Origin of the sequence: Paraclostridium tenue, assembly GCF_039521565.1 — a bacterium.
Taxonomy (GTDB): domain Bacteria; phylum Bacillota; class Clostridia; order Peptostreptococcales; family Peptostreptococcaceae; genus Paraclostridium; species Paraclostridium tenue.
The window spans coordinates 1-2,501 of the sequence record NZ_BAAACP010000041.1; the positions used below are offsets into that span (position 1 = coordinate 1).

At 27.9% G+C, this 2,501-nt stretch carries 3 protein-coding genes; all 3 read right to left on the reverse strand.

Annotated elements, in window-relative coordinates; genetic code table 11:
• The coding region (locus ABFX13_RS14445; RefSeq protein WP_346047206.1) for a pyridoxal-dependent decarboxylase at nt 1-618 on the reverse strand (618 nt) is incomplete at its 3' end.
• A gap of 221 nt (nt 619-839) precedes the next feature.
• Nucleotides 840-1,907 (reverse strand): DUF2776 family protein, encoded by a 1,068-nt coding sequence (locus tag ABFX13_RS14450; protein ID WP_187007008.1) that lies wholly within the window; start codon nt 1,905-1,907, stop codon nt 840-842.
• Between the two features lie 149 nt (nt 1,908-2,056).
• Nucleotides 2,057-2,501: pyridoxal-dependent decarboxylase (locus tag ABFX13_RS14455; RefSeq protein WP_346047208.1), on the reverse strand; the 445-nt coding region annotated here is incomplete at its 5' end.

Sequence of the window (2,501 nt, forward strand, 5' to 3'; positions counted from 1 at the left end):
AACCCCTATTGTGTAGTCATCTACATAATCTAAAACTTTGTCTATATTTAAGCTCATATGTTCTTCGTCCATTGGAACTAAACGCATTTCTATATCCCAGTATACACAGAATTTTTCCCAACAAACTTGGAATCCTGATGATACTACTAAGTTTGGTTTTCTGCTTGTAACGTCCATTCCTAATTTTTTAGCTCTATTTCTCCATCTAAACTTCATAGCCATACCACCAAGCATACATGCTTCTGATGATCCTACTGTTGATGTTCCTATATAATTTAGATCTTTTGGTGCATGCCATAAATCAGCTATCATATTAACACATCTATTTTCCATTTCTGTTGTTTGTGGATATTCTGATTTATCTATTGCATTCTTTTCTAATGTTTCTGCCATAAGCTTAGTTGCTTCATCTTCCATATATGTTTGACAGAATGTACATAAATTAAGTCTTGCATTTCCTTCATTCATTAACTCATCTTTTATTAATCTATATGCTAGATTTGGAGCAATAGAATCTTTCCCTAATACATCTTTAGGTATACTAGAGCCAGATTCTGTTGTCCCAAATACTGGAGTATCATATTTATCTCCTAATTTATTTTTTCTTCCAAATAACATTTTAAAAGCCTCCTCGTATATATATGCTTCATATATAATTGATTATATTTTTAATAGCAAATTTCAATCATTTTCAACTTATTTAAATTGATTTAAATCTATTTTATCTAATTGTGATAACTATAACTCTAATTTACTAAGTTTCTCTTTGTTTTTTGCTATAATATATATATACCTCATTTAAATATATATAAACATTTTTTAGTAATTTTTTATATTTTTTATTCTTCTTTTGAAGATGAAGTTCCACTTTCTAGTATTGAAACTATAGAGAATAACGTAAAACAAATTGCTCCAAGTCCAATCATGACACGAGCTGGAATAAAATAAGCTATATTAAATAATTGAGCTTCAAATAAAAATGCACCTATAAATAAACATGTAAGCGATGTAACTACCGGGATTAAAGGAACTCTTTTTGATAATTTGCATGTTTTTCTCCATACTAATGCTAATAATAAAACTTTACTCAATATACTGTAACATACTATTCCTAATCCAATTAAAACAAATCCAGGTGCTATCCATGCTGGATCATTTGCTATTGAAAGTATTGCTATTCCCCATGTTACATTTATACTTCCTAAAATAAAAACAAAAATTGACCAATTATAACGTTCTTTATTTGTAAATGTATTTTGAATTTGTTTTACAACACTTACTACTAATGCTATTAAACTTGCACATACAAAGGATATTCCTATTAATACGTGTCCTGCTACAAAGTTATCAGTTGCTGAAGATGATATTAATAAGTAAATACCTCTTGTAAAAGCTATTAAAGTACAAACTATAGGTACTGATATTAATATTTTTGCTGTTGATTCCTTAAATGCTCCTTCTGGTATATCTCCTTCTTTTAAAGAAGAGCTATTTTTAGGTATTAATATAAATTTAGTAGAAGATGTTGCAACTGTAGAAACACAGCATGCTATAAGTCCTAATCCAAAAACTACATTTCCTGATACAAAATAAGGTGGGTTTATTCCTAGTGTTTCAAATAGTATAATACCTGATACTATTGTAAATAAAGATGCTAGATATCCTATTGAAGGAAGTAACCATCTATAAAAATTATTATATTTGTTTATAAGTTGTCTTATTATGGTTGCTGCTGTTGTAAATAAAGCTATACATATAGCTGTTAAAAAAATTAAAACATGGCCTGCTACTACAAATTCAGATCCCATAGCTTGACCTAAATTCTTTACATAGAAACCATAACATAAACATATAGCTCCCATAACTAATGGTATAGCTCTGAAAAGTATACTAATATAGTAATTCATTTTCTATTACCTCCGAATTATATTTTTAAAAGTATATAAAACAAATACTTAAATTATGTAATTATTAACTTAATTTATATTAGATATAAAAAGAGCAACTGATGGAAATAATATAGCACCAGTTGCTGAATAAAACACATCATTTTATTTTAGTGAGTAAATCCATATACTTTGTTTTCTTCTTTTTTACCATGTACTAATACATTTGCATTATTTAAATCTTTTATAGCTGCTTTTAAATCTCTTATGAATAATTCAGCCATATCATGACTTAAGTCTGCTCTACATACTATACGTTGTATTATAGTCTTATCTAAGTTTATTGGTAATGGATATGCAGGTATTTGCCATCCTTTCATTGCTAATCTATCTGCTAAATCATATAATGTCCAATCAACAGCATTTTCATCTTTTAATCTGTAACATACTATTGGTAAGTTTTCACCATTATTATAGATTTTAAATAATCCTGTTTTTTCTATTTCATCTGCTAAGTACATAGCTACATCTTTTGTACGTTGATGTATTTGTCTGTACCCTTCAAATCCAAGACGTAAGAAGTTATAATATTGTCCTATAACTTGACTTGCTGAT

Excerpts from the sequence above, each read along its gene's own strand:
- ABFX13_RS14450 (WP_187007008.1), bottom strand. The coding sequence starts at position 1,907 with ATGAATTACTATATTAGTATACTTTTCAGAGCTATACCATTAGTTATG.